The following is a 20,004-nucleotide window of genomic DNA, read 5'->3' as shown; positions in this document are numbered from 1 at the left end:
GCGAGCACAGTAGTATTCAGAGACTCCCTAATTACGTACGGAGTTTTTTATGGCCGGACATTCGAAATGGGCCAATATCAAGCACCGCAAGGCGTCGCAGGACGCCAAGCGGGGCAAGGTGTTTACCAAACTGATTCGTGAGCTGACCGTGTCTGCCAAGCTTGGCGGCCCCATGCCAGCGGACAATCCGCGCCTGCGTTCGGCGGTGGACAAGGCGCTGACCGCAAATATGACGCGTGACACTATCGATCGCGCCATTGCCCGCGGTGCCGGCAATAACGACGCCGACAACATGGAAGAACTCACCTATGAAGGCTACGGCGCCGGTGGGGTGGCGATTCTGGTGGAGGTGATGACGGACAATCGCAATCGTACCGTCAGTGAGGTGCGCCACGCATTCAGCAAGTGCGGTGGCAATCTGGGTACTGACGGGTCAGTCGCGTACCTGTTTACCCGTCGGGGGCAGATCAGCTACGCCGCCGGGGTTGATGAAGAGGCGTTGCTGGAAGCCTCCCTCGAAGCCGGTGCCGATGATGTCGTCACCAACGCCGATGGCTCGGTGGATGTATTCACCACCTTCGAAGAGTTTGGCGCGGTCAAGGATGCGCTGGATGCGGGCGGATTCGTCAGCGAGTCGGCGGACGTGGCGATGATCCCCTCAACCACGACGACGCTGGATCTGGATACCGCAGAAAAGGTGATCCGTCTGGTCGATATGCTGGAAGATCTGGATGATGTGCAAAACGTGTACAGCAATGCCGAAATCCCGGACGAGATACTTGAGCAGATGAGCTGACGCGGCAGCGATGCCAGGGTGTGTTCCGAGAACATCATGGGAGGCGTTGCCTCCCATTTTCATATAGGGCATCTTGCCTGTAGTGCAACGCAGGCACGCCGAATCGGTGGTGCTGGCGACTTCAAGGAAACGAAAAATGGCCCTGATACTGGGTATCGATCCCGGCTCGCGTATTACCGGCTTCGGCATCGTTCGCGAGCGGGCAGGGCAGTGCGAGTATGTCACATCAGGGTGCATTCGCCTGGGCGATGGGCCCTTTCCAGGCCGGTTACAGCAGATATTCGAGCATCTATCCGCGCTAATCGTCAATTACCAGCCGACCATCCTCAGCATTGAACAGGTGTTTCTTGCGCGTAATCCCGATTCCGCGCTCAAGCTGGGGCAAGCGCGCGGTGCGGCCATCGTTGCGGCTGTGAATGCGGGCCTGGATGTCCATGAATACACCGCCAGACAGGTAAAGCAATCGGTGGTGGGTACCGGCGCGGCGGACAAGGCTCAGGTGCAGCACATGGTTACCCAGCTGCTGGGCTTGTCCGGCACGCCGCAGGCCGATGCCGCGGATGCGCTAGCTATTGCGCTGTGTCATGCCCATTCTGCCGCGCTGCACGCGCAGTTGGGTGGTGGGTCAATCGGGCTGCGCTCAGGGCGAGTGCGTCGTCGTTAACAGAGAGGATGACCAGTGATTGGCAGGCTGACAGGTATTTTGCTGGAAAAACAACCGCCGTATATCCTGCTGGACGTACAGGGGGTGGGCTACGAGCTGGACGCGCCCATGAGCACCTTTTATCAGTTACCTGTTCTGGGCGAGCAGGTGACCCTGCACACCCATATGGTCGTGCGTGAAGATGCCCAGTTGCTGTATGCCTTTTGCGCCAAGCGGGACCGGGCGCTGTTCCGGGAGCTGATACGGCTCAACGGTGTCGGGCCCAAGCTGGCTCTGGCATTGATGTCGGGCATGGAAGTTGATGAGCTGGTGCGTGCGGTGCAGTCCCAGGATACCAGTGTGCTGGTCAAGGTGCCGGGCGTGGGCAAGAAGACCGCCGAGCGGTTGTTGGTCGAACTCAAGGACAGATTCAAGGCCTGGGAAACCATCCCCGGATCGTTCAAGCCATTAGTGACCGGCGTTGCTACGCCGCCGTCGATGACTGCAGATGCGGTCAGCGCCTTGATCACCCTCGGCTACAAGCCGCAGGAAGCGAGCAAGGCGGTGGCTGCGGTCGATGAAGAAGGACTCAGTAGCGAGGAGTTGATTCGCCGTGCGCTCAAAGGCATGGTGTAGCAGCTGCAGCGCTACTGAACAATTATTGCGTTAACCACGGACACCGCATGCTGGAAGAAGACCGTTTGATCGCTGCCGGACCTCGGCAGCAGGAAGAAGTGATAGATCGGGCGATTCGTCCGTACCGACTAGCCGATTACATCGGTCAGCCAACCGTGCGCGAGCAGATGGAATTGTTTATCAAGGCGGCCAAGGGTCGTGGCGAGGCGCTGGACCATGTATTGATTTTCGGTCCGCCCGGCCTGGGCAAGACCACGCTGGCCAATATCATTGCCCAGGAAATGGGCGTCAAGATCAAGAGCACCTCAGGACCCGTTCTCGAGCGGGCCGGGGATCTGGCCGCCATGCTGACCAATCTTGAAGCGGGCGATGTGTTGTTTGTAGACGAGATTCACCGCTTGTCGCCGGTGGTAGAGGAAATACTCTACCCAGCGATGGAAGATTACCAGCTCGATATCATGATCGGCGAAGGGCCTGCGGCGCGCTCGATCAAGCTTGATCTGCCGCCGTTCACCCTGGTTGGAGCCACCACCCGCGCCGGGATGCTGACCAATCCGCTGCGTGACCGCTTCGGTATCGTCCAGCGGCTCGAGTTTTATGCGGTGGATGACCTGGCCATCATCGTGGGCCGTTCCGCCGGGATTCTGGGCCTGGACCTGCATCCAGACGGCGCTCGGGAGATTGCACGCCGTTCGCGTGGCACGCCGCGTATCGCCAATCGCCTGTTGCGCCGCGTGCGCGATTTCGCGGAGGTACGCAGTCAGGGGCAGATAACCAAGGATGTTGCCGACAGAGCCTTGAATCTGCTGGATGTGGATGAGCAGGGGCTTGATCACATGGACCGCCGACTGCTGTTGACCATGATCGATAAGTTCGACGGTGGCCCGGTCGGGGTTGATAGCCTGGCCGCCGCTATCAGCGAGGAACGCCACACGATCGAAGATGTGCTTGAGCCGTATCTGATCCAGAAGGGCTTGATCATGCGCACCCCGCGGGGGCGGGTTGTTACCCGGCACACCTATCTGTATTTTGGCCTCGATCTTCCCGCAAAAATGGAGGAGATGTCTCGGGACCTGTTCGATCCCGGTTGATGCAGAATAAATATTTTCGATTCCCGGGGAATTTCTATATGCAAGAGCTTCGGTTATATCTACATTATGCGCGCTGACTATTCAGGGACGCCGTTCTCCATACGGGCCCGGGTCTACTTCGAGGACACCGATGCCGGGGGCATCGTCTACTACGTCAACTATCTCAAGTTTATGGAACGGGCGCGAACCGAGCTGGTGCGCAGCCTGGGGTTTGACCAGAGCAGGTTGCAGGACGACAACGTCATATTCGTCGTGCACTCTGTAGCCGCCCGTTATCATGCGCCGGCTCGGTTGGATGATGAACTTGTCATCAGTGCGGAGGTCTTGGAACTCAAGCGCACGAGCGTCCGCTTCCGCCAGCAGGTGAGGCGAGCAGATGAGTTGCTGTTATGTGAGGGCGAAGTTCTCGTAGCCTGTGTTAATGCAGACCACTACAAGCCCATAAAAATTCCGGCTGCCTTGAGCGAAGCCTTTCTGGCTTGCAAGGCAGCACCTGTACGGCCGAGTTAGGAGAGGCAAGAGTGCAAGCTGATCAAATGTCGATGTGGCACCTGATATCCAGTGCGAGTCTGTTGGTACAGCTGGTTATGTTGTTACTGGTTGCCGCATCCGTGGTGTCCTGGGTAATGATTTTCCAGCGCAGCACCACTATTCGCTCGGCCAAGGCCGCGCTGGACGATTTCGAGGACCGGTTCTGGTCTGGCATAGACCTGTCCAAACTGTATCGTCAGGTCACCACCGACCCGGATACCAACTCTGGGCTTGAGCAGATATTTCGTGCCGGGTTCAAGGAATTCTCCAGGATGCGTCAGCAGGCCGGCGTCGATCCTGAAGCGGTAATGGACGCGGTTCAACGTTCCATGCGCGTAGCTATCTCCCGCGAGGAAGAAAAGCTCGAGCTGCATCTGTCGTTTCTGGCCACGGTCGGCTCAACCAGCCCCTATGTGGGATTGTTTGGTACGGTCTGGGGGATCATGAACTCATTTCGTGGGCTGGCGACGGTTCAGCAAGCTACCCTCGCAACGGTGGCACCGGGCATCGCCGAGGCACTCATCGCGACGGCCATGGGTCTGTTCGCGGCGATCCCTGCGGTCATTGCCTACAACCGGTTCTCTGCGCGCTCGGAGTCATTGATCAGCCGTTATTACACCTTCGCTGACGAGTTCTCGAGCATTCTGCACCGCCGTGTGCACAGCCGAGACGAATAACAGGAGTCACGATGCAGGTGCAAGGCAGACGCCGTAAACGCAAGCCGGTAGCCGAGATGAACGTCGTGCCCTATATCGACGTCATGCTGGTGCTGCTGGTAATTTTCATGGTGACCGCGCCCATGCTCAACCAGGGCGTCAAGGTCGACCTGCCTCAGGTGTCCAGTGAAGTGCTTCCATCGGACAGCAATCAGCAGGTGCTGACGTTGTCGGTACTGGCGGACGGTACCTATTACTGGAATCTGGGTGAAGCAGTGGATACCGAGAACCAGACAGAGAGCGCTGTGTCGCTGGAAGAGATGTCAGAGAAGGTGACCAAGATTATCACTGCCCGTCCGGATACGCTGGTATATATACGAGGCGATGAGACGGCCAATTACGGCATCGTGGTAACCGCTATGGCAACGCTCCAGCAAGCTGGCGTTCCCAATGTCGGATTGATTACCGAGGCACCGTGAATACGCGCGACGACCGGTTTCCGGAGGAAGAATCAGCAGGCTACGCTGCGCCATTAATAAAGGCGCTGGCGGTGCACCTGGTGGTGGCGATGCTGTTGTTCGTTTCGTTTTCGTCGGCACCCGAATTCGAGCCGGCCAAACCGATCGTGCAGGCGACTCTGGTGCAACTCGATTCGAAAAGTCCGGCAACCAACCAGACCGACCAGAAGATTGCTGGCGAATCGGCACGCACGGCGGCGCCACGCCACGAGGCGGAAGAACTCGAACAGCAACAACAGGAACAGCAACAGGAGCAGGAAGCCGCGCAGCGCGCCGCCGCAGCGGAAAAGCAGGCCGCGGCCGCGGCCGCGGCTGCGGCAGCTGAAGCCGCCCAGGCAGAGCAGGAGCAAAAGGCTGTTGCGGCACGTACCGAGGCCGAACAGAAGGCCAAGCAGCAGGCTGAAGAAGAGATAAAACGCAAGGCGGATGCTGCACGTAAGGCAGCCGAGGAAGAGGCGCGCAAGAAAGCCGCGGAGGCCGAAGCCGCCAAGAAGAAGGCTGCAGAAGACGCCAAGCGCAAAGCCGAAGAAGACGCCAAAAAGAAAGCGGCTGAAGCGGCCAAGACTAAAGCTGCCGAGGACGCCAAGAAGAAGGCTGCCGAGGACGCAAGGAAAAAAGCGGAAGCTGATCGCGTCGCAAAACAGAAGCGTGAACAGGAAGACGCCCGCGCCAAGGCGTTGGCGGAGCTGCTGGCAGATGAAACGCAATATCAGCAGGCCCAGGCCAATAACGTAGGCGATGAGGTGGCGGCCAGTTATGAAGACGTTATCAGGCGCTACGTCAGCGCCCAATGGCGCCGGCCGCCGACCGCGCGAAACGGTATGGTAGTGGAAGTAAAAATCAGCATGCTGCCTACCGGGCAAATTACCGATGCGGTAGTCTCACGTTCGAGCGGTGATGCGGGCTTTGACCAATCGGCAGTGCAGGCGGTACGTAATGTGGGACGGATCCCGGAAATGCAGCAATTATCGCGGGAAGATCCAACCACGTTCGATCGCAGGTTCCGCAACCTAACCCTGCGATTCAGGCCAGAGGATTTGTCATTTTGAGAAATGCAGCGAAATTAACCCGGTTATGGATGGCGGCTGTGGCCGTATTGTTCATTGCCCAAACGGCAGTGGCGCAGAATGCCATTGAAATCACCCGCGGTACCGACAAGGCAACCCCAATTGCCGTGGTTCCCTTCGGCACGCAGGGCTCAGACCCGTTGCCGGAAGATGTTGCCCAGATTGTCGGGAATGACATGGGCAACACGGGCATGTTTGCCGCCTTTGATCGCGGGAATATGCTCAGCTATCCGACCCAGGCCAGCGAAATATTTCCCCGGGACTGGAATGCCTTGGGCGTGCAGTACGTTGTGGCTGGTCGAGTGACCAGCGCGGCGGCCGATCGCTTCGAAATCAAATATGTGTTGTATGGCGTGGCCCGCGAAGAAGTGCTGTTGTCCAAGACGGTCAGCGGTACCCGGAGCCAGCTGCGCGATATGGCGCACCGCGTGAGTGACGAGGTTTTCGAGGAGCTGACCGGCATCAAGGGTGCGTTCAATACCAAACTGCTCTATGTCGCAGCAGAACGTCATTCGGCCGATAATACGCGCTTCACCTTGCAGCGCTCGGACTATGACGGGGCGCGTGCGGTGACCCTGCTGCAGTCGAAGGAGCCGATCCTGACGCCGTCCTACGCACCGGATGGTCAGCGGATTGCCTATGTATCTTTTGAATCTCGCCGGCCCGAGATCTATGTGCACTACGTACAGACCGGACGGCGCGAGCGTATCACCAGTTTCGAAGGCCTCAACGGTGCGCCGGCGTGGTCGCCTGACGGAAAGCGGTTGGCTTTCGTGCTATCGCGTGATGGCAATCCCGAGATATACGTCATGAACCTTGCTACCAAGGATATGCGGCGAGTCACCAATCATTACGGGATCGATACCGAGCCGAGCTGGATGGACAACAACACCATCGCGTTCACATCGGATCGAGGCGGGCGTCCGCAGATCTACAAGCAGAATATCAATGGCGGCTCGTCAGAGCGCTTAACTTTTGTTGGCAACTATAATGCCAACGCCAAGCTATCGGTGGACGGCCAGACCATGGTCATGGTTCACCGGCAGCAGGGCTACCGTAATTTTCATATTGCCACTCAGGATCTGAAGAGCGGCAATCTGAGGATTTTGACAGAAACGTCGCTGGATGAGTCTCCTACTGTCTCTCCCAACGGCACTATGTTAATTTATGCCACCCGTCAACAGGGAAAAGGCGTACTCATGCTGGTCTCGACTAATGGTCGTGCGCGGTCGGTCATACCGACCCAGTTCACCGACCTGCGCGTGCCTTCATGGTCACCGTACCTGCCTTAGGGTGCACCAACACAAACCGTATGGGGTTTTCAGGAGTTTTATGATGGAAGTTATCAAGTTCGGCAAGTTCGCAGCTCTGGTTGTAGCGTTTGGTCTGGTTGTAGGTTGTTCCTCCAAGGGCGGTGATGCCTCTGGCACTGGCGCTGGCACCGGGGCAACTGACCCGAACGCCGGTTACACCAGCACCTCTCCTTCCTCGATGGATGACGGTGTGAGCAGCGAAGAAGCCGCTCTGCGCGCAATCACTACTTTCTACTTCGAATTCGACAGCGCTGATCTGAAACAGGAAGCCATGCAGGCCCTGGACGTTCACGCCAAGGATCTCAAGTCCGAAGGTAATCGCGTAGTGCTTGAAGGGCATACCGACGAGCGCGGTACTCGCGAGTACAACATGGCTCTGGGCGAGCGTCGTGCCGGTGCGGTTCAGCGCTATCTGGTACTGCAGGGCGTTTCTCCTGCACAGCTGGAGCTGGTTTCCTACGGTGAAGAGAAGCCTGATGCACTGGGTTCCAGCGAAGAAGACTGGGCTCAGAACCGTCGCGTAGAACTGCGTAAGTAAAGAGGTCGCATGAAAGGGTTCAGGAGTGTTGCGTTTATCTGTCTGTTGTCGCCGTTAACGGCTTTGGCACAGGCACCGATTATCGATGGTAGCTCGGGCGGAGCTCGCCCCAGCCAGCCAGCCACTCCTGCGCCTGCGACGTCTGGGGGCCGGCTCTCGCTTGAGGGCCAGCTCATGCAGCAGCTGGATCAGCTGCAGCAGGAAGTATCGATGTTGCGAGGCCTGCTTGAAGAGCAGGAACATAGACTGAAGCAGCTGGAACAGAATCAGCTGGATCAGTACGAAGATCTTGATCGCCGGTTATCATCTTTGACGGGCGGTACCACAGCACCACTGCGGAACGGGACGGGCAATGGCTCGCCCGATGATCCGCTTGCAACCGTTCAGCCCCCGGCCGAACAGGCACCACGGGCGAACGCCCCAGCTGCGTCGCCATCCAACGGCGGTACTCAGCAGGCCCCGGCAGATCCCGAACGGGAAAAGCTGCTTTACGAAGCCGCCTTTGATCTGGTCAAAGCGCGCGACTTCGAGAAAGCAGCCATGGCGTTCAATGCGTTTTTGCGTCGCTATCCCGATAGCAGCTATGCGGGTAACGCGCAGTATTGGCTGGGTGAGGTGTATCTGGCAGAGTCGGACCTGGAGTCAGCCGGTCGCGCATTCGCACAGGTCATCAGTAATTTTGCGGGGCATCGTAAAGAGGCGGATGCCTTGTACAAGCTGGCAGATGTCGAACGCCGTTTAGGTAATGCGGACAAGGCGCGGCAGCTGTATCAGGAGGTGCTGTCCAAGCACCCGAGTTCGTCCGCGGCCCAATTAGCGCGGCGCGATCTGGATAACCTCAGTTAGGCTATCTCCCTCGGCAGGGCGTTCGCTCTGCCGTTTCCCTGAATCTTCGGATCAGCCCTGACCGATACCCAAGGTTGGGCCTGTGGCCGTTGCGACAGTTGTATATCGTGGGTCGCCGAGTTTGCTGTGACAGTCGTGCAGACGACTCTGTACGTATAAAAATCTGCAAAAAAATTCTTGAGTTTCTGTGTTAAATCAGTAATATACCGCGCATCAAAAGGGTCGTTAGCTCAGTTGGTAGAGCAGTTGGCTTTTAACCAATTGGTCGTAGGTTCGAATCCTACACGACCCACCACTTTCTTGATGTCCTTCGCTTTACAATCCCGCTTGAGCCGATTGTGCTTGCCGGGGCAGCCGATCGCCAACCCCGACAGCGTTGTTACTTCTTCATCTCGGCCTTGATGGTTTTCTTCATTGCTTCCATTTCCTGTCCCAGTCTGACCAGCTCCTCGGGCTTGAGAACCTCTTTGGCCTCAGGAAACATTTCGCTTTCTTCCTCCTCCATGTGATGTTCCAGTAGTTCTTTGAGCACCTTGATACGTCCGGAGAACTGCACGGAGTCGGGCTTTGTTTTCAGCAAATCCGGTAATACCAGTTCGCTGACAGCGCGGTGTTCTTCGACTGCCTCGTGATACATCTTCACCCCTTCCTTGTCGCTCGCGTCGCGGTAGGCGGGATAGAAAATCTTTTCTTCAATCTGAGTATGGCTCAGCACTTCGGCTTCGATCTGCGCCAGAACGTCAGCACGTGTCTTGGCCGCTCGGTCGGTAGTGGAACTGATCTGTTCAAGTAGCTTCTTGAGCTTTTCATGATCCTGGACCAGTAGCTCTATGGCATTCATGGTATTTCCTCATATGGGCTCCGCAACGGAATGCGGATAGGCTAGCCGACCGAGTCGGCCCTGAGCCTGTGTCGGGCTTTTTATCAGGACAACTGGGTTAGCTGGTCCTGTCTGAGTAGTGCTTTGATATTGGCAACGTGTTGCTGTTCCTGGGTAAGGGCTTTTCCGAAACTTTTGGCGATGCTCTTCTGGCCCGCACTCTCGGCCATCTCAATCAATAGCTCCCACGCCGCGTTATCAGCCAGCTCAATCGTCAGCAGTGCATTGAGCGCGTGGGAAATGTTTGTGCGGGGGTCGGTGAGAACCTGCATCACGCCAAGGGCGATGACGCCAGCGACGTCCGCTGATGGGGTCATCGCTGTTGGATCTGCGCCGAGCTTTTCCACCGCGGCAACCAGTAGATGGAAATGCTCTTCTTCTTCGTTGCGTATGGTCTGCAGCGTCTTCAGCAGGTCCGGTGGGGCACCGGCGCCGGTATCCAGAGCTTGAACCTTGGCGATGGCGGCTTCATAGAGGCGCACGCCGGTGCGCTCGTAAGCAAGCCGTTCCCCGAGCTTGTCGATCAGCACCTCAGGGTTCTTGCCCATCATCTTTTCAAAGGTCGACTTTAGCTTCCCCTTGGCGGAACCCGGCACAGGTACCGAGCCGATGCGGTCGGATTCGCTGGTTTCATTACGACGGGCAATCAACAGGTCTGATGCGTTGCCTGGGACGTCCGCCGGGTAGCGCTTGATCAGATCGACCATCTTTTCCGTGTCCTTGGGGGACATCTGGGCGCCGGTCAGGTTATGGCCCATTTTTGCTGAGCTTGCCATGGAAGCCTCCTAGGATTTTTTCTCTGCCAATTCGGTGCCCGGTCGCCATTCGTAGCCTGCAGAGGCAATGTTCGACGGGATAATGGGGGTGTTCATCTGGGTCCGGTAAGCCAGCGACAACGGACTTTCTTCCTGCTTCTGGACATAATTGCTGCCCGAGGTACGCAGGTTGACTTCTTCGGCAACCACCTTGCGGACGAACTCGCGCTGACTCTTGAACTCGATCATGGCGGGCACAGAACCACCGAGGATTTCCGCTGGGTCACGGCGCTCGTACTGCTTGAACAGGTCACAGACCAGGTTCAGGTGCCCCAGCTCGTAGTCCAGGAAGCGTTCCCACATGGCCTTGATACGGGGGTTATCCTCCTGTTTGGCGCAGGCCTCGTAGTTGTAGACCTCCATGGCTTCGTGAATCAGCCATTTTTCGAGGAATGATTCATCGGGGTCCATCAATGAACCGTACTGCGTCACATGCTGCTCCTCCACCGACGCGATCTCGGCATAGAGCTGACGGGCGACGGGGTCGGCAAACAGTGGGCCGATGTTCATGTAGTAGTCGTGGGTCTGATATTCAGCAGCCGTAATCATGGCGGCGTGAATCTTGGTAATCAGCGCTGCGCTATCTTTCTCATAATTGTCGCGTAAATCACTTTCCGGCGCGCGGTGGTGCTCGGAGGTGGGTCGGGCGGGGATGATGTCGGTGTACCCCTGCAGGATGTTGTTTGCATCCTTGCCTTCCAGTCGGTCGAGCATGGCGGAGTAACGATATAAGTGATCAAAATCTTCCAGCAGACCAAAGCGGTAGGTCTGCGCCTGATAGGGGTCAGGTTCGTTTTGCGCAACTGCCGCAGTCACCTCGATCGCTACCTGCTCATACGCAACAGTGGTTTCCAGAGGCGAGTGGTCGGAGGAAAGGAGCCAGTTGATCGAGGTCATCTGGTGCTGTTCTACTCGCCGCACCTGAGCCAGAGGCAGCCGTAGCGATTTATTCATCCGTGCACCGATATGCTTCAGTCTCAAGGCGTCTTGCTCGATACCATTCATAAGTATCACGCGCACCCGGGTAAAAGCATCATCGTCCAGTTTACTGATCGGCTTGCTGGCAATTTCCTTCCAGGAGAATTCCTGCTTTTCAAGCGGAACGCCCTGGTTGTCGAATATTCCCGTAAGTCCGTGCATGAAATGCCTCCAGCGGTTAGTGGCATGTTGACGTAGTAGTACAAAGTAGAAGTTTGATCTGCCAGAACGTTCAGAGTTTTTATATATTAAATAGTTATTAATGGGACGCTTGAATCTATGGAGGAATCATATCCCGGCGGGGGATAAAGATAAGCGCAGGAGCGGAGAGCGTGTAATCCAGCTGCGTATATTCTTTGTTTGCATTGGGCGGAACTTCGTTCGCTTTGCCCTTTCTGAAGTAACAGGCTCATTCACAAGGGGGCATCCAGATGGCCGGTAAAGAGGCGAAAGTCGATAATCTGGTTGATTGGCTACGGGATGCGCATGCGATGGAGCAGCAGGCTGAATCAATGTTGAAAGCGCAGTCTTCGCGGCTAGAACATTATCCAGAACTCAAGGCACGGATCGACCAGCATATTGAGGAGACCCTGGGCCAGCAAAAGCTTCTGGATGAGTGTCTGGCGCGGCTGAACACCAGCCCTTCCACAATTAAGGATATAGGCGGCAAGCTAATGGCATTCAGTCAGGGCGCTTCCGGCATGTTTGTCAGTGACGAAGTCGTTAAAGGTGCGATGGCCGGGTATGTGTTCGAACATATGGAAATTGCTTCCTATACGGTTTTGATTGCGGCCGCCAAGGCAGTTGGTGATCTCGAAACGCAGCGCGCCTGTGAACAAATACTTCCGCAAGAAGAAGCAATGGCGGACTGGTTGAAAGCCCACCTACCAGAGCTTACGCAAGCTTATCTTACTCGCGACGCCAACCCTGATATGGCGGCAAAACGATAATCATCGGACCGGGCCTGGAACTGTTCCGAGCGGGAGTGAAATGCTGAAGACATTGACCTTCGCAGTTGTTCATTTCATCGTTGCGTTTACTGTCGCCTATTTAATTACGGGGAGCGTTATAACGGGCGGTTTGATTGCCCTTATCGAACCCATTGTAAATACCGTTGCTTATCACTTTCACGAGAAAGCTTGGCAGAAATTCGGATCTGAGCGAAGTCCACAGAAAGGGCTCGGCCATGGAAATCTAGGCCGCCGTAGCAGTCGATGAATAATTGTCGGGTAGCTTTCTTGTTTTTAGGTGTGAATGCGGAGTAGTTGAACCACTCGATGGCCCGCGGGTCTTTATTACACGCGGCAACTCCCTCCGCTGCTGAATACTTTAACGACAAACTTAGAAGGGGAAACTTATGGTTCAGACAAATCAGCCTCAACAGGGAAATGTCACGGCGACGAGTACAACCCCCAACGCGGGTCCGGCGACCCAGCCTCAGACCCAGACGAGCCCAGTCAAGTCCGGAACCTCCAGTGAGATTAACGTGACCGGCATGGAGCGTGTGATTTCCGTGGCAGGTGGTGCCTTGCTGCTGAGCAAAGGGCTGCGCAAAGGCGGATTGTTCGGGTTAATCAGTCTTGCCATGGGCGGGGCGGCGATTTACCGCGGAATGACAGGTCATTGCGAGATGAAGAAGAAAATGATGCAAAAGATGGGCTGAAGCGCTATTCGCTGCGTGTGCTCGAGTAAACAACACTTTCGTTCTAACAGGAGTCAATTATGACGACCATGGACACTAAAGATGTAATCTCCACACTTAACGACCTGATTGAAACCAGCAAAGATGGTGAGGCTGGCTTCAAGGAGTGCGCTGAAGATGCGCAAAGCGTGAATCTGAAAAATACCTTTTCGGCGCGTGCGCAAGAATGTGGCAAGGCGGCCGCAGAGTTACAAGCCCTGGTACTCCAGCTCGGAGGCGATCCGGAAGACAGTACCAGCATGAGCGGTGATATGCACCGGCGCTGGGTAGACATAAAATCGGCGATTACAGGTAAAGACGATCAGGCCGTTTTGAACGAATGTGAGCGCGGTGAAGATGTAGCCAAGAAAAGCTACAAGAAGGCGCTCGACAAGGACCTGCCACCGGATATTCGTGCCGTCGTGCAGCGTCAGTATGAGGGTGTTCTGCGTAATCATGATGAGGTCAAGGCGCTACGCGATAGCCACAAGTCCTGATCACTAAGCGTCGTTGAAAAGGGCAGCTCAGGCTGCCCTTTTTTGTGCGCGTATTCGACGTAATCGGCCGGTCGCTATCTGGATGCAGGAGCGAGCATGAGCTGGTCTCGCGGGCCTGAGTGATAGAGTGCTTGGTCGCGATATCCTGTGTCCGGTGGGCGGACGCAGCAATAGATACGGGATTGGGGATCTGTTTAGGGGTCCAAAGACCAAATGATAGAACGGTCGATGCGTGGGAGTTATTGCGAAGGCGGGAGAGTCATTACTTAGCGCGGATGATGGGGCGGAGGGTGCGGATAATGCAGAAAGGCAAGGTGCTCTAAGGTGGGTACAGCGCCGGAGCGCTGCCCCACGGTAACACGCTTGAGCTTTACTCAGCTTCGAATTGGGCTTCCAGTTCCTTAGCGGTAGCAAGGTGCTCGCGTAGTGTTTCAAGGCTGTCCTTGGCGAGTTTGCGCAGGTCTTCGTCGTTCAGATTCTCGGCAGCGTTTTCGAACAATTCGATGGTTTGTTCGTGGGCGTTTACCTGGTTGCTGGCGTAGTGATCGTCAAACGCTTCACCTTCGCGCATTTCCAGGATCATGGCCTTTGCCTGGTCCATCAAGGTCGCATCATCCGAAACTTCCAGATTCTTCTCCTGGGCAAGTTCCTTCAGATCCTGATTGAGCTGGGTATGGTCCTCGATCATTTTCTCGGCATAAGACTTGACCTCAGGACTTTGCGCTTGCTCGACAGCAAGCTTCGCCGTTTCGATTTCGGCGATACCCTTGGCGGTGGCTTCATCAACAAATTCAGTCGCATCCATATCCTGAGCCCAGGACGATGCAGAGAATCCGAGAATTACTGCGAGCATACCGTTCTTTATATAGTTCACTGTAGTCATGTTAGTTATCCTTCGGTTTATTGATGATTCGCTATGCCTGGGCGTAAACGCTTGCCAGACGATTATAAAAATCGCGCTGTCCGATAAGGTCGGGACAGAACTCTGGGAGTATATTCTTATACGGGAAGGGTGCCGCTCCGGATTGAGTTTCCGCCATCGGTTCAGGATGCGGAGCGTTATCTTGCCGCTTCATTCTTCCTCCATGCGTCGGTGTGTGACATGAGCGTTTCGCTCGACTCGGTAATATGGATTGGCTATTTATTCAAAAGTTCGTAAAAACGTTACATTGGAACGCACCGGAATAATCCAATAACGAATTGAACTTTATGAAGTCAGGTTGATCTCCGACTCTAACTCGAGACACTCGAAACGATGTTGTTCATGGCTGTGGCAGGCTTTCAGGCTCGCTGGGCTCGCTTATGTATTCACCACCACTCAGGGGTTGCCACCACAGTTCCATGAAGACAAAACCGTTGGTGAGGAAGACCAGAAACCCGACGCCGAGGATGCAGGCAGCATAGAAGCGCGTGTGGTCGTTGCGCTTCAAATGCATGAACACCGGAAGCCCGCTGAACAGCAGAATTACGGAATACAGGGTGCCCAGGAATGCGAAAAGTAGAAGCATCATGCGCAGCGGTATTATCGCTCCGATGCTGGCCAGCATCAGCGGAACAGAGAGGCAGGTGGCAAAGGTGAAAGCGAGCAGCAGGCTCGGGCGCACGGGTGTACGAAACAGGACCCAGCGTGTCATCAACGCCATGATAGAAACGCCGCAGAGAAAGCCCAGATAAACCATGACCGCCAGATACAGCGCGCTGGCCTGGTTAAGGTAGGTAGGATTTTCGCTACCGAAGAGCTCCCACCCGACGTGAGCCGTGCCGAAGTAGGCGCAGATGGCAGGTATGAGCGACAGTACAAGCAAGACCGGAAGAAACCCCCACGGGTGTTGCTCCGCGTGTTCCCGAATAGGCAGCCAGGCGGAACGCGGGGCGGTGAACAGCTTGGGCAAAAGTTGAAACATGACAAGCTCCTGGAGTTATTAAACAGGCTGGGCTTGTTACGGTTGACTTGATAGATCCGCGCTTAGTTCACGCGACGGTTGGCTTAGGCAGCCCAGTGCTATGGGGGGTCGGCGACAACAGGCGGCCGAAGACTTGGTCAGGCATGGTATTATGAGTGGGTCAACTTCATTGAATGGTTCCAACTATGTCTCAGATTCCCGAGCGTGTACTGGTTCAGGCACATTTGGCGGCCAAAGCGCCTCGCGTGCTGAGCGAAGCTGAACAGGCTGACTATCTGGCGCGTATTGCGGCTGCGCTTAAGGCGCATGATGCCGTGCTGGTCGCGCATTACTACACCGATCCGTTGATACAGGCGTTGGCGGAAGAGACGGGCGGCTGTGTGTCCGACTCCCTGGAAATGGCGCGCTTCGGCAAGAACCATCCGGCGAGTACGCTGGTGGTGGCTGGTGTCCGTTTCATGGGGGAGACGGCGAAGATCCTCAGCCCCGAAAAACGGGTGCTGATGCCCACGTTGGAGGCCACCTGTTCGCTGGATATCGGCTGTCCGATAGATGAGTTTTCAGCGTTCTGCGATCAGCATCCGGATCGAACCGTGGTGGTCTATGCGAACACCTCAGCAGCGGTGAAGGCGCGGGCGGACTGGGTGGTTACCTCCAGTTGTGCCGAGGCGATTGTCGAGCACCTGATGGATAAGGGCGAGAAGATTCTCTGGGCTCCAGATCAGCATTTGGGTGGCTACATCCAGCAGAAGACCGGGGCGGACATGTTGCTCTGGTCGGGATCCTGCATCGTGCACGAAGAGTTCAAGGCCAAGGCGCTGCAAGATCTGAAAAAGGTGTATCCGGACGCAGCCATTTTGGTTCACCCGGAATCCCCGGCACCGGTCGTGGAATTGGCCGATGTTGTTGGTTCGACCAGTCAGCTGATCAAGGCGACCCAGACGCTGCCTAATCCGACGTTCATCGTTGCTACTGACCGCGGTATCTTCTACAAGATGCAGCAGGGCGCGCCGGATAAGCAGTTGATCGAGGCGCCAACGGCCGGTAGCGGCGCGACATGTCGTAGCTGCGCCAACTGCCCCTGGATGGCGATGAATACCTTGCCTCGCGTACTGCAGGCGCTGGAGCAGGGCACGGATGAGATCCTTGTGCCTGAAGCGTTGATTCCAAAAGCCATCAAGCCGTTGGAGCGGATGCTGGAGTTCACCAGCAAGGCTCGCAGCTGATCAGAAGCCGTCGATGATCTCGCGCTGGCGCGCAAGCTCCTGTTTGCGCGCATTGATGCGCGAGGTCATGACGAAGCTGTCATCGGCACGCTTCAATGCCAGGTCAAGTTGTTGGCCGGCCTGATCCAGATCGCCTGCCAGCATGAAGTATTCGGCGCGGGCCATGTGCACTCCCAGAATGTTCCCCGCCAGGCCACGAATCTCCGCTGCTAGAAACCAGACGTCAGGATCGTCGCTACGCAGACTGGCGAGGCGATTGATCACCTGTTCTGCATCCTTGTATTGCCGTGTACCTAGCAGGGTGTCAGCCTTGCTCTGCAAGAGCGGGTAGCTGTTTGGCGCTACCGCCAAGAGCTGATCAAGTCGTTGCAGCGCCAGCTCCGGTCGATTGCGACCGGCATCCAGCTCGACCTGTGCGAGGTTCACGGCAATATCGGTGCTACGCGCTTCAAGGAGCGGCTGCAGCGCCTGCGCCGCTTCGTCGTATTGCCCGCTGCGCGTCAGCGCCAGCGCCAGGCCATAGCGGGCTGCGTCATGCTCTCCGTTGTGCTCGTCCAGCAGCAATTTGAAGCGTTGAGCGGCCAGCCCCGGGCTCTGTTCATACTGTAACTGCACCCTGGCCCGCATCATCTGGTACGTAACGCTGTCCTTGCGATCATTACCACTGAGTTGCTCGGCACGGTTGCGCGAGTCGGCGATGCGCGACTGATGCACCGGGTGCGTCAGTAGAAACTCGGGCGGGGTGCGGCTGAAGCGGCTTAGCTGGGCTAGCCGTTCGAACATGTCTGGCATGGCGCGAGGATCATAGCCAGCTTGTTGCAGGTTAGTGATGCCGATGCGGTCGGCTTCCTGCTCGTTCTGGCGGGAAAAACGGCGCTGCTCCTGAATGGCTGCAGCCTGGGTCGAGGCCAGCGCAGCAAAGCCCGCATCACCGCCGCCAGCGGCCGCCAAAATTACGCTTGCGAGCATGGCGGTCATCAGCGGTATACGCATACGTTGCTGCTGCTGCAGATTGCGTGCGAAATGCCGCTGCGACAGGTGCGCCAGCTCGTGCGCCATGACCGAAGCAAACTCGGCCTCGGTATGGGCATGGAGAAACAGGCCGCCATTGACCCCAACCACACCGCCGGGCGCTGCAAATGCATTGAGTTGAGGGCTGTCTATCGTGACAAAGGTCAGCCGTCGATCTTCCAGCTGGCTGGTTTCGGCTAACTTGTAAACGTGGTCTTCGACGAAGTTTTTCAGCAGCGGGTCGTCAAGCGTTGCAACCGCGCCGCGCAACATGGAAACCCAGGCGCGGCCGAGTTGATATTCCTGTTCGCGGGACATGATGGATGAACTGGTATCGCCCAGCGAAGGGAGGTTCAGCTCGGAAGCTGCTGCGGCAGGCGTGACCACTGCCAGCAGGTACACCAGCGTTACCTGGAGCAGGATGGCGATGGCCGCTTTGATACGTTGCATGAGAGTAAACTAACCCGTCGGTATATGATTGTCTGCGCGCTGTTTGGCAAGGTTATACTGAGGCATCACAAGGAGTCTGCAAATGGTTGTTAAATCGTGTGAATCAGAGGCAGATCGGCTGCTGGATGCGCGGGGCCTTTCTTGTCCCCTGCCATTGCTCAAGGCCAAGTTGGCTCTGAACGAGATGCTGGCCGGTGAGGTTCTTCACGTCAGTGCCACAGACGCGGGCTCACAGCGTGACTTTGAACGTTTTGCCGAGCTCTCGGGCCACCGGTTGCTCAACGCGTCCATTGAAGGCGGAGAGTTTCATTACTGGCTGCGGAAGACAGCATGATACGAGTCTTCCGTAACTGGGTGCAGCGGTATTTTTCAGACGAAGAAGCGGTAGTCCTCGCCATCGTGCTGATTCTGGGTTTCGCGGTGGTCATCAGCTTTGGCAACAAGCTGGCGCCCCTGCTGATCGGGCTCGTGGTCGCGTATCTGCTGCAGGGCATGGTGCAACGGCTGCGCCGCTGGCACGTGCCGCACATTCTGGCCGTGTGGATTGTATTTCTGTTGTTTGTCAGCGTGCTGGGTGCCCTGATCGGGGTGGTGATTCCGCTGGTGTGGCGTCAGATGCTGGCATTGATCGGCGAGCTGCCGCGCATGCTGGTCGAGTGGCAGGATCAGTTGCTACACCTGCCAGAGCGCTTTCCCGCGTTCGTGTCCGAGGAGCAGATCACCCAGCTGATCCGTACTGCCAGCGGTGAATTCGGCCAGCTTGGTCAATGGCTGTTGTCCCAGTCTCTGGCCAGCCTACCGCTGTTGATCACCATCCTGGTGTACCTGATTCTGGTGCCGATTCTGGTGTTTTTCTTCCTGATGGACAATCAGACCATCACACGCTGGTTCATTGCGCATTTGCCGCGAGAACGCAGGTTGATGACGCGCATCTGGACCGAGATGAATCAGCAGATCGCCAATTACATTCGCGGCAAGGCGGTAGAAATCATCATCGTCGGCGCCGTGAGTTATGTCTGCTTTGCTGTCCTGCAGCTCAACTATGCGGCGTTACTGGCGGTGATAGTCGGGCTGTCGGTACTGGTGCCCTATATCGGGGCGACGGTCGCTACCTTGCCCATTGCGATGGTCGGCTTGTTCCAGTGGGGGTTGGGCAACGAGTTCATGGTGCTGTTGGCGGTGTATGCGGTGATCCAGGCGCTGGATGGCAACGTGCTGGTGCCGGTGCTGTTCTCTGAAGCGGTCAACCTGCATCCAGTGGCGATCATTGCGGCGGTGCTGATCTTCGGCGGCCTGTGGGGGTTCTGGGGAGTGTTCTTTGCCATTCCGCTGGCGACGCTGTTCAAGGCGGTGCTGTATGCCTGGCCGCGGGGCGTGGAAGCGGATATTGAAGTGTCGCCAGTCAAGGAAGTCTAGTGGCGGATCGGCGGCCTCAGCGGCCGCCGGTCTGCAAGCTCAGGAGAGCTCCTGAGTGGTTTTGAGTACTTCCTCGACATGCCCTGGAACCTTGACCTTGCGCCATTCCCGGCGAAGCACGCCGTTCTCGTCGATCAGAAAGGTGCTGCGTTCGATGCCTTCATATTGCTTGCCGTACAGCTGTTTCATCTTGATCACGTCGAAGAGCTGGCACAGCACTTCGTCAGGATCGCTGATCAGCTCAAAGGGAAACGCCTGTTTGGCCTTGAAGTTCTCGTGCTTGCGCAGACTGTCCCGCGATACGCCGAACACCAGTGTGTTGGCGGCAGTGAATTGCTCATGCAGATCACGAAACGCCTGGCCCTGTGTCGTGCAGCCGGGTGTGCTGTCCTTGGGGTAGAAGTACAGCACCACCTTGCGTCCAGCCAGCTCCGACAGGGTGACGGTATTGTCGCTTGTCGCCACAGCCGTGAAATCAGGCACTTTGGTATCCAGTTCAACGCTCATTTAT

At 56.6% G+C, this 20,004-nt stretch carries 25 protein-coding genes and 1 tRNA gene; 19 read left to right on the top strand and 7 right to left on the bottom strand.

The window, feature by feature from the left end:
• The first annotated feature begins 49 nt into the window (after positions 1-49).
• From FHK95_RS15330 to FHK95_RS15275, 12 genes are all read left to right on the top strand, one after another.
• The gene (locus FHK95_RS15330) at positions 50-796 is read left to right on the top strand and encodes a YebC/PmpR family DNA-binding transcriptional regulator (RefSeq protein ID WP_150305503.1); all 747 of its coding nucleotides are present in this window, start codon (positions 50-52) and stop codon (positions 794-796) included.
• A gap of 136 nt (positions 797-932) precedes the next feature.
• On the top strand, positions 933-1,460 hold the full coding sequence (ruvC, locus tag FHK95_RS15325; RefSeq protein ID WP_150305502.1) for a crossover junction endodeoxyribonuclease RuvC: 528 nt from the start codon (positions 933-935) through the stop codon (positions 1,458-1,460).
• Between the two features lie 15 nt (positions 1,461-1,475).
• Entirely contained in the window at positions 1,476-2,075 is a 600-nt protein-coding gene (gene ruvA, locus FHK95_RS15320; RefSeq protein WP_150305501.1) for a Holliday junction branch migration protein RuvA, read from the top strand.
• A 47-nt stretch (positions 2,076-2,122) separates the two neighbouring features.
• Positions 2,123-3,166 (top strand): Holliday junction branch migration DNA helicase RuvB, encoded by a 1,044-nt coding sequence (gene ruvB / locus FHK95_RS15315; RefSeq protein WP_150305500.1) that lies wholly within the window; start codon positions 2,123-2,125, stop codon positions 3,164-3,166.
• 66 nt (positions 3,167-3,232) lie between these two features.
• On the top strand, positions 3,233-3,676 hold the full coding sequence (gene ybgC / locus FHK95_RS15310; protein WP_150305499.1) for a tol-pal system-associated acyl-CoA thioesterase: 444 nt from the start codon (positions 3,233-3,235) through the stop codon (positions 3,674-3,676).
• Positions 3,677-3,702: 26 nt separating this feature from the next.
• Positions 3,703-4,374 (top strand): protein TolQ, encoded by a 672-nt coding sequence (gene tolQ, locus FHK95_RS15305; protein WP_150305551.1) that lies wholly within the window; start codon positions 3,703-3,705, stop codon positions 4,372-4,374.
• An 11-nt stretch (positions 4,375-4,385) separates the two neighbouring features.
• Positions 4,386-4,832, top strand: coding sequence for a protein TolR (gene tolR / locus FHK95_RS15300; RefSeq protein ID WP_150305498.1), 447 nt, complete (start codon positions 4,386-4,388; stop codon positions 4,830-4,832).
• Entirely contained in the window at positions 4,829-5,920 is a 1,092-nt protein-coding gene (gene tolA, locus FHK95_RS15295) for a cell envelope integrity protein TolA (RefSeq protein ID WP_235906799.1), read from the top strand. The genes tolR and tolA overlap by 4 nt, the downstream gene beginning before the upstream one ends.
• Before the next feature lie 29 nt (positions 5,921-5,949).
• A complete protein-coding gene (tolB, locus tag FHK95_RS15290; RefSeq protein WP_150305497.1) occupies positions 5,950-7,230 on the top strand; it encodes a Tol-Pal system beta propeller repeat protein TolB in 1,281 nt (426 codons plus the stop codon).
• A gap of 43 nt (positions 7,231-7,273) precedes the next feature.
• Positions 7,274-7,789: a peptidoglycan-associated lipoprotein Pal gene (gene pal / locus FHK95_RS15285; RefSeq protein WP_150305549.1), complete on the top strand. Its 516-nt coding sequence runs from the start codon at positions 7,274-7,276 to the stop codon at positions 7,787-7,789.
• A 9-nt stretch (positions 7,790-7,798) separates the two neighbouring features.
• The gene (gene ybgF, locus FHK95_RS15280) at positions 7,799-8,635 is read left to right on the top strand and encodes a tol-pal system protein YbgF (protein ID WP_150305496.1); all 837 of its coding nucleotides are present in this window, start codon (positions 7,799-7,801) and stop codon (positions 8,633-8,635) included.
• Between the two features lie 219 nt (positions 8,636-8,854).
• Positions 8,855-8,930: transfer RNA gene (locus FHK95_RS15275), tRNA-Lys, on the top strand.
• 84 nt (positions 8,931-9,014) lie between these two features.
• On the opposite strand, the gene FHK95_RS15270 is transcribed toward FHK95_RS15275, so the two are convergent.
• The 3 genes from FHK95_RS15270 to FHK95_RS15260 form a co-directional block, all read right to left on the bottom strand.
• The gene (locus FHK95_RS15270) at positions 9,015-9,476 is read right to left on the bottom strand and encodes a hemerythrin domain-containing protein (protein ID WP_150305495.1); all 462 of its coding nucleotides are present in this window, start codon (positions 9,474-9,476) and stop codon (positions 9,015-9,017) included.
• 83 nt (positions 9,477-9,559) lie between these two features.
• Positions 9,560-10,291, bottom strand: coding sequence for a DUF892 family protein (locus FHK95_RS15265; protein WP_150305494.1), 732 nt, complete (start codon positions 10,289-10,291; stop codon positions 9,560-9,562).
• Between the two features lie 9 nt (positions 10,292-10,300).
• Complete coding sequence (locus FHK95_RS15260; protein WP_150305493.1) at positions 10,301-11,470, bottom strand: hypothetical protein; 1,170 nt, start codon at positions 11,468-11,470, stop codon at positions 10,301-10,303.
• A 269-nt stretch (positions 11,471-11,739) separates the two neighbouring features.
• On the opposite strand from FHK95_RS15260, the gene FHK95_RS15255 reads away from it, so the two are divergent.
• The 4 genes from FHK95_RS15255 (at position 11,740) to FHK95_RS15240 (ending at position 13,486) form a co-directional block, all read left to right on the top strand.
• A complete protein-coding gene (locus FHK95_RS15255) occupies positions 11,740-12,258 on the top strand; it encodes a ferritin-like domain-containing protein (protein ID WP_150305492.1) in 519 nt (172 codons plus the stop codon).
• 40 nt (positions 12,259-12,298) lie between these two features.
• Positions 12,299-12,526: a DUF2061 domain-containing protein gene (locus tag FHK95_RS15250; protein WP_150305491.1), complete on the top strand. Its 228-nt coding sequence runs from the start codon at positions 12,299-12,301 to the stop codon at positions 12,524-12,526.
• A gap of 268 nt (positions 12,527-12,794) precedes the next feature.
• Positions 12,795-12,971 (top strand): YgaP-like transmembrane domain, encoded by a 177-nt coding sequence (locus FHK95_RS20285; RefSeq protein ID WP_268977570.1) that lies wholly within the window; start codon positions 12,795-12,797, stop codon positions 12,969-12,971.
• 68 nt (positions 12,972-13,039) lie between these two features.
• On the top strand, positions 13,040-13,486 hold the full coding sequence (locus tag FHK95_RS15240; RefSeq protein ID WP_150305548.1) for a PA2169 family four-helix-bundle protein: 447 nt from the start codon (positions 13,040-13,042) through the stop codon (positions 13,484-13,486).
• A 370-nt stretch (positions 13,487-13,856) separates the two neighbouring features.
• On the opposite strand, the gene FHK95_RS15235 is transcribed toward FHK95_RS15240, so the two are convergent.
• Positions 13,857-14,369: a DUF4142 domain-containing protein gene (locus FHK95_RS15235; RefSeq protein ID WP_150305489.1), complete on the bottom strand. Its 513-nt coding sequence runs from the start codon at positions 14,367-14,369 to the stop codon at positions 13,857-13,859.
• Positions 14,370-14,748: 379 nt separating this feature from the next.
• Positions 14,749-15,390: a Yip1 family protein gene (locus FHK95_RS15230; RefSeq protein WP_150305488.1), complete on the bottom strand. Its 642-nt coding sequence runs from the start codon at positions 15,388-15,390 to the stop codon at positions 14,749-14,751.
• Positions 15,391-15,575: 185 nt separating this feature from the next.
• Here FHK95_RS15230 and nadA point away from each other — a divergent pair, with 185 nt between their 5' ends.
• Positions 15,576-16,616: a quinolinate synthase NadA gene (gene nadA, locus FHK95_RS15225; RefSeq protein WP_150305487.1), complete on the top strand. Its 1,041-nt coding sequence runs from the start codon at positions 15,576-15,578 to the stop codon at positions 16,614-16,616.
• Here the strand turns inward: nadA and FHK95_RS15220 are convergent, their stop codons facing one another.
• A complete protein-coding gene (locus FHK95_RS15220; RefSeq protein ID WP_150305486.1) occupies positions 16,617-18,077 on the bottom strand; it encodes a M48 family metalloprotease in 1,461 nt (486 codons plus the stop codon).
• Between the two features lie 82 nt (positions 18,078-18,159).
• Between FHK95_RS15220 and FHK95_RS15215 the strand changes: the two genes are divergently transcribed.
• Both FHK95_RS15215 and FHK95_RS15210 read left to right on the top strand, forming a co-directional pair.
• Positions 18,160-18,411, top strand: a complete 252-nt coding sequence (locus FHK95_RS15215; protein WP_150305485.1) for a sulfurtransferase TusA family protein — start codon at positions 18,160-18,162, stop codon at positions 18,409-18,411.
• The gene (locus tag FHK95_RS15210; RefSeq protein WP_150305484.1) at positions 18,408-19,493 is read left to right on the top strand and encodes an AI-2E family transporter; all 1,086 of its coding nucleotides are present in this window, start codon (positions 18,408-18,410) and stop codon (positions 19,491-19,493) included. The genes FHK95_RS15215 and FHK95_RS15210 overlap by 4 nt, the downstream gene beginning before the upstream one ends.
• Positions 19,494-19,532: 39 nt before the next feature.
• Here FHK95_RS15210 and FHK95_RS15205 read toward each other — a convergent pair whose 3' ends face one another.
• Complete coding sequence (locus tag FHK95_RS15205) at positions 19,533-20,000, bottom strand: peroxiredoxin (RefSeq protein ID WP_150305483.1); 468 nt, start codon at positions 19,998-20,000, stop codon at positions 19,533-19,535.
• Between the last annotated feature and the right edge of the window lie 4 nt (positions 20,001-20,004).

Source organism: Pseudomonas saliphila, assembly GCF_008638345.1.
Lineage (GTDB): Bacteria > Pseudomonadota > Gammaproteobacteria > Pseudomonadales > Pseudomonadaceae > Halopseudomonas > Halopseudomonas saliphila.
Note: the sequence above shows the minus strand (reverse complement) of the source record. Positions and strands in the feature narration are given on the sequence as shown.

Bases quoted from the DNA above. Each gene is read 5' to 3' on its own strand.
- FHK95_RS15230 (WP_150305488.1), bottom strand. From the start codon at position 15,390: ATGTTTCAACTTTTGCCCAAGCTGTTCACCGCCCCGCGTTCCGCCTGG.
- FHK95_RS15255 (WP_150305492.1), top strand. From the start codon at position 11,740: ATGGCCGGTAAAGAGGCGAAAGTCGATAATCTGGTTGATTGGCTACGG.
- FHK95_RS15250 (WP_150305491.1), top strand. From the start codon at position 12,299: ATGCTGAAGACATTGACCTTCGCAGTTGTTCATTTCATCGTTGCGTTT.
- FHK95_RS15330 (WP_150305503.1), top strand. From the start codon at position 50: ATGGCCGGACATTCGAAATGGGCCAATATCAAGCACCGCAAGGCGTCG.
- FHK95_RS15240 (WP_150305548.1), top strand. From the start codon at position 13,040: ATGGACACTAAAGATGTAATCTCCACACTTAACGACCTGATTGAAACC.
- ruvC (WP_150305502.1), top strand. From the start codon at position 933: ATGGCCCTGATACTGGGTATCGATCCCGGCTCGCGTATTACCGGCTTC.
- ybgF (WP_150305496.1), top strand. From the start codon at position 7,799: ATGAAAGGGTTCAGGAGTGTTGCGTTTATCTGTCTGTTGTCGCCGTTA.
- FHK95_RS15270 (WP_150305495.1), bottom strand. From the start codon at position 9,476: ATGAATGCCATAGAGCTACTGGTCCAGGATCATGAAAAGCTCAAGAAG.
- FHK95_RS15210 (WP_150305484.1), top strand. From the start codon at position 18,408: ATGATACGAGTCTTCCGTAACTGGGTGCAGCGGTATTTTTCAGACGAA.
- pal (WP_150305549.1), top strand. From the start codon at position 7,274: ATGGAAGTTATCAAGTTCGGCAAGTTCGCAGCTCTGGTTGTAGCGTTT.
- FHK95_RS15260 (WP_150305493.1), bottom strand. From the start codon at position 11,470: ATGCACGGACTTACGGGAATATTCGACAACCAGGGCGTTCCGCTTGAA.
- FHK95_RS15265 (WP_150305494.1), bottom strand. From the start codon at position 10,291: ATGGCAAGCTCAGCAAAAATGGGCCATAACCTGACCGGCGCCCAGATG.
- FHK95_RS15205 (WP_150305483.1), bottom strand. From the start codon at position 20,000: ATGAGCGTTGAACTGGATACCAAAGTGCCTGATTTCACGGCTGTGGCG.
- ruvB (WP_150305500.1), top strand. From the start codon at position 2,123: ATGCTGGAAGAAGACCGTTTGATCGCTGCCGGACCTCGGCAGCAGGAA.
- ybgC (WP_150305499.1), top strand. From the start codon at position 3,233: ATGCGCGCTGACTATTCAGGGACGCCGTTCTCCATACGGGCCCGGGTC.
- FHK95_RS15220 (WP_150305486.1), bottom strand. From the start codon at position 18,077: ATGCAACGTATCAAAGCGGCCATCGCCATCCTGCTCCAGGTAACGCTG.
- nadA (WP_150305487.1), top strand. From the start codon at position 15,576: ATGTCTCAGATTCCCGAGCGTGTACTGGTTCAGGCACATTTGGCGGCC.
- tolR (WP_150305498.1), top strand. From the start codon at position 4,386: ATGCAGGTGCAAGGCAGACGCCGTAAACGCAAGCCGGTAGCCGAGATG.
- FHK95_RS15235 (WP_150305489.1), bottom strand. From the start codon at position 14,369: ATGACTACAGTGAACTATATAAAGAACGGTATGCTCGCAGTAATTCTC.
- FHK95_RS15215 (WP_150305485.1), top strand. From the start codon at position 18,160: ATGGTTGTTAAATCGTGTGAATCAGAGGCAGATCGGCTGCTGGATGCG.
- tolB (WP_150305497.1), top strand. From the start codon at position 5,950: ATGGCGGCTGTGGCCGTATTGTTCATTGCCCAAACGGCAGTGGCGCAG.
- tolQ (WP_150305551.1), top strand. From the start codon at position 3,703: ATGTCGATGTGGCACCTGATATCCAGTGCGAGTCTGTTGGTACAGCTG.